This window comes from Gemmatimonadales bacterium (assembly GCA_035502185.1).
Lineage (GTDB): Bacteria > Gemmatimonadota > Gemmatimonadetes > Gemmatimonadales > JACORV01 > Fen-1245.
Genome location: DATJUT010000061.1, coordinates 1 through 3,811, shown reverse-complemented (window position 1 = coordinate 3,811; position 3,811 = coordinate 1). Strand labels below are relative to the sequence as shown.

Genomic DNA, 3,811 nt, shown 5'->3' with positions numbered 1-3,811 from the left:
GCACCGGCCGCGCTGGCAGCGCGCGGCCGCCCGCGTGGCGCGCGAACAGCGCCCGCTCATCCTCGGATAGCGGCTCCGCGTCCGCGGCCTTCCACAGCGTCACCGCAGCGCGCCACGACGGGCCAGCCATGCCGGCCAGCTCGAGGAAGCCGCTGAACGGGAACGGATAGGGCTGTGGCGACCCACCGCTGCGCCGGTTCGCCGCTGCAGCTTGTCTGCCCTTCGCGCCGGCCGCCTTCGCTGTCTGCTTGGTGAAGCCCATGCTACCCCCGTGCTAGCCGCGTGCTAGGGATTGAGCGGCTCGCGGGCCTCGCCGCGAACCGTGGCAAGAGCGTGGCAGCGCCCGCCAAGCCCTTGCAGCGCCACCACCTACATGGCGCCGCGGGACTACGTGTCCAGCAACGCCCGCCCGCCCCAGGCCACGCGGCGCACGCTGGCCCAAGCGCGTGCAGGCATCGCAACCCGGAAGTGCGCTCGTCGGGTGAAGGGGTTTTGTCAGTTCTGTCAGTTCTGGCGTAGAGTCGTAGAGCGTGAGTCGGAAGCACTCTCTCCCTACGGATGCCTGCCACGATTCTGCCACGGTGTTGGCCGTAGCAGGGTGTTGTGCGGCCCTCGCCCCCGAGGCGTCGGAAGCCCCGGGGGCGTTGGCTGCGCTGCGGTTAGCAACATTGTGATACAGAGGGTACGGTAGGCCCTTCGGCTTTTGAGTCCCGCGTGTCTGCCATTCCACCACTCGGGCGAGCGCACGCAATATAGCGCCGGGCGCGGTGACGCCGCCGCGGCCAGCGCCGTCCCGTGCAGGGCCGACGGCCGGAGGTTCGCCCCCCGATCAGGGCTACCCTGCAGACTCTCCGGCGCCCGACGCGGGCCGGCACGCACGCGGCGTGCGCCGCGAAACCTTTGCCCTGCGTCGCCTGTACGGGCTAGAGCAGGCTGACCAGCGCAGGAGGCAGAATGGGCGCGATCAACTTCGTCGTGTCGATGGTGTCGTTTGCGGCCGGCATTTCGCTGATCGCCTTCGCGATCGCCGCCGCCAGGCGATTCAGCGCCGGAGGGGCCACGCGCGCCCTGCACGAGCTGCACGACGAGATCCAGCTGCTGCGCGCCGAGATCGACCAGCTGCACGCCGCCGTTGAAGAGACGAAGAAGGGCTCCGCGGCGCTCGACGAGATCCAGAACCGGCTCGACTTCGCCGAACGCCTGCTGGCCCAGATGAAGGCCCGCGAGGCGCTACCGGGGCCACGCTGACGCCGCCCGATTCCTGACCATCGGGCGCCCCGCCCCGAGCCCCCCGAAAATCCAAGCCCCCGGCGGAATGCCGGGGGCTTGGGCGCTCCTGCTGCGGTATGCGGAATCGATCTCGAGACTACCGCGGTCCCGGGCCAGGGCTGTCGGCCGGAGGTTGGCCCCGCAAACCGGGCCTCCCTGCCGGCTGCCGCCACCGTCCCTCGCGAATCGTCTGGATCCGCTGCATGAGCATCGCCCGCATCTGCAACAGCCGCGCCCGCTGCACCGGCGTCAGGAACTGCGCCAGCTCCCGCTCGTTCTGCTGCTCCAGCTGGGCCCGCGCCAGGTGGTTCTGCACCAGGGCGTCCTGCAGCCGCGAGAGGCTGTCCTGGTTCGCGGCCACGCCGGGCCGCATCTGCTCGTAGATCGCGCCCCGCAGATCCTGCTCCCGGTCCCGCAGGTGCATCCGCCGGTCGCGGTCCGCCCGCATCGCGCCGCGCAGCCGGTCCAGCTGCTGGTCGGTCAGGCCCAGCTCGACCTTCACACGCTGGGCGAACCGCTCCTCGATCATCCCGCGCAACTGCTCGGCGCGCTCGCCACCCCTGAGGCCGGGCCGCCGCATCGCATTGCCCATCGGGGCGCCGGTGTCCGCCGGCGACGGCGTCGGGTTCTGGCCCTGCGCGCTCCGCCCGGTGACCAGCGCGATGGCCAGGGCCGCGGCCGGCAGGGCGATCTTCATCAGGTTTGCGTTCTTCATGGTGACGTCAGCCTTCCGCTCCGTTCAAGGACGCGAGCAACACTTCGAGTTGAGCCTCCGAAAGGTCGTCGAGCGAGCCGCCCAACGACGCCGGGACGACCGAATCCGCGGCCGAGCTGACCTCACCGGCCGCCTCCCACACCGCCTCGAGCTGCCGCGAGCTGAGCGAGTCCATCGCCGGGATGCCCACCGGCAGCCGCACCGCCGACTCCCGGCCGCCCGTCGTCAGGCGCACGACCGCCGCGGCCGCGACCAGCACGACGACGGCGGCCGCCGCCCGCAACGCCACGGGTGACATCCAGCGGAACCGCGGCGCCTCGGCCCCCTCGCGGCGCAGGCGATCCAGCACCCCCGCCGCGACCCGCTCGACGTCCACCCGCGCCGCCCGCTCGGCCGTGCGCGCCTCCAGCGCCTTCCACGCCGCCCCGATCTCGGGGGGCAACTCGCCGCTCATGCGATCCATGCCTTCAACCTCTTCACGGCGTGATGGTAATGCACCCGTGCCGCCCCTTCGGAAATCCCCAGACCGCCCGCAATCTCCTCGTAGCCGAGCCCCTGCTGGGCCCGCATCAGGAACACCTCGCGCTGCAGCCGCGCCAGCTTCCCGATCCCCTCCTGCAGCCGCTCCGCCGTCCAACCCGCCTCGGCCTGGGCCCCGGGGTCGCCGGACGGATCCCGGATGTCCGGCGTCAGCGCGACCACCTGGTGCCGGCGCCACCGCCGCCGCCGGTCCTTCAGCACGTTCCCGCCGATCGCCAGCAGCCAGGTCCGGAACGACGCCCCGCCGCGAAACGTCCCCAGCGCCCGGAACGCCTTGAACAGCGCCTCCTGCGTGAGATCCTCCAGCTCGTCGTCCGGCGCCCCGTGCGCGGCGACGAAGCGCGCCAGCGCCATGGCGTGCCGGCGGACCAACTCCGCGGCCGCCGCTTCCTCGCCCGCGAGGTACCGGGCGATCAGGTCGCCGTCAGCGGCGACGGACAGCGCAGGAACTCCCATGCGTCAGTGAGTTGGACGTGACCTTGCGCCTGGCGTTAAGGGCCGGTGATATTCTCTCGAACAACCGTTCGAACACTCCGAGGGTGTATGCAGGACTTCGACCGCCGCCGGGACGCGCTCCTGGCCGCCGCCGCGCACGTGTTCGCGGCCCGGGGCTACCACCGGACCAGCATGCGTGACCTCGCCAAGGCGAGCCGCATGAGCCTGGCGGGAATGTACTACTACGTGGCGGGCAAGGAGGATCTCCTGTTCGAGATCCAGAAGGGCTGCTTCGAGCGGGTGCGCAGGGCCGCCGAGGCGGCCGTCGCGGCGGCGGTGACGCCCGAGGAGCGGCTGGGCGCCTTCATCCGCCACCACGTGATGTTCTTCGCGAACCACATGGACGAGATGAAGGTGCTCTCGCACGAGGCGGAGTCGCTCACGGGACCTCGGCTGGAGGAAGTGCGGGCCCTCAAGAAGGCCTACGTCGAGCTGGGCCTGGGTCTGCTGGCGGCCCTCGACGCGCAGGATGGCGGCCACCGGACCGACCGGCACGTGGCCGTGTACGCGCTGTTCGGCATGATGAACTGGATCTACACCTGGTACGACCCCGCCGGGCCGGTCGGGGTCGAGGAGCTGGCGGAGTCCATCTGCCGGCTGTTCCTGAACGGCTACGCTGCGGAGGTACACGTCCGATGACGGCGACGATGGCGCAGGACACGAAGACGGCGAAGCGGCTGGTGGACGTCACCAAGCAGGACGGGATCGCCATCGTGGCGCTGAACGACCCGCCGGCCAACACCTACACCTACGAGATGAACCGGCAGCTCGACGAGGCGATTCTCGACGCGC

6 protein-coding genes are annotated in these 3,811 nt (G+C 71.2%); 2 read left to right on the top strand and 4 right to left on the bottom strand.

Features of this window, described 5'->3' with window-relative positions; all coding sequences use genetic code 11:
* On the bottom strand, window positions 1–262 hold a 262-nt coding region (locus tag VMF70_08220; protein HTT67998.1), incomplete at its 3' end, for a hypothetical protein.
* Between the two features lie 692 nt (window positions 263–954).
* Here VMF70_08220 and VMF70_08215 point away from each other — a divergent pair.
* Window positions 955–1,248, top strand: a complete 294-nt coding sequence (locus tag VMF70_08215; GenBank protein HTT67997.1) for a hypothetical protein — start codon at window positions 955–957, stop codon at window positions 1,246–1,248.
* A gap of 118 nt (window positions 1,249–1,366) precedes the next feature.
* Here the strand turns inward: VMF70_08215 and VMF70_08210 are convergent, their stop codons facing one another.
* Genes VMF70_08210 through VMF70_08200 form a run of 3 tightly spaced genes read right to left on the bottom strand, consistent with a single transcriptional unit; the run spans window position 1,367 to window position 2,980 of the window.
* Window positions 1,367–1,984 carry a hypothetical protein gene (locus tag VMF70_08210; GenBank protein HTT67996.1) on the bottom strand — a complete coding sequence of 206 codons (618 nt, stop codon included), beginning with the start codon at window positions 1,982–1,984 and terminating at the stop codon, window positions 1,367–1,369.
* Window positions 1,985–1,991: 7 nt separating this feature from the next.
* Window positions 1,992–2,438 carry a hypothetical protein gene (locus VMF70_08205; GenBank protein ID HTT67995.1) on the bottom strand — a complete coding sequence of 149 codons (447 nt, stop codon included), beginning with the start codon at window positions 2,436–2,438 and terminating at the stop codon, window positions 1,992–1,994.
* Window positions 2,435–2,980, bottom strand: a complete 546-nt coding sequence (locus VMF70_08200) for an RNA polymerase sigma factor (protein HTT67994.1) — start codon at window positions 2,978–2,980, stop codon at window positions 2,435–2,437. The genes VMF70_08205 and VMF70_08200 overlap by 4 nt, the downstream gene beginning before the upstream one ends.
* Before the next feature lie 87 nt (window positions 2,981–3,067).
* On the opposite strand from VMF70_08200, the gene VMF70_08195 reads away from it, so the two are divergent.
* Window positions 3,068–3,658: a TetR/AcrR family transcriptional regulator gene (locus VMF70_08195; protein ID HTT67993.1), complete on the top strand. Its 591-nt coding sequence runs from the start codon at window positions 3,068–3,070 to the stop codon at window positions 3,656–3,658.
* Window positions 3,659–3,811 lie beyond the last annotated feature (153 nt).

Coding starts and splice junctions, on each gene's coding strand:
- VMF70_08215 (HTT67997.1), top strand. CDS start 955: ATGGGCGCGATCAACTTCGTCGTGTCGATGGTGTCGTTTGCGGCCGGC.
- VMF70_08210 (HTT67996.1), bottom strand. CDS start 1,984: ATGAAGAACGCAAACCTGATGAAGATCGCCCTGCCGGCCGCGGCCCTG.
- VMF70_08205 (HTT67995.1), bottom strand. CDS start 2,438: ATGAGCGGCGAGTTGCCCCCCGAGATCGGGGCGGCGTGGAAGGCGCTG.
- VMF70_08200 (HTT67994.1), bottom strand. CDS start 2,980: ATGGGAGTTCCTGCGCTGTCCGTCGCCGCTGACGGCGACCTGATCGCC.
- VMF70_08195 (HTT67993.1), top strand. CDS start 3,068: ATGCAGGACTTCGACCGCCGCCGGGACGCGCTCCTGGCCGCCGCCGCG.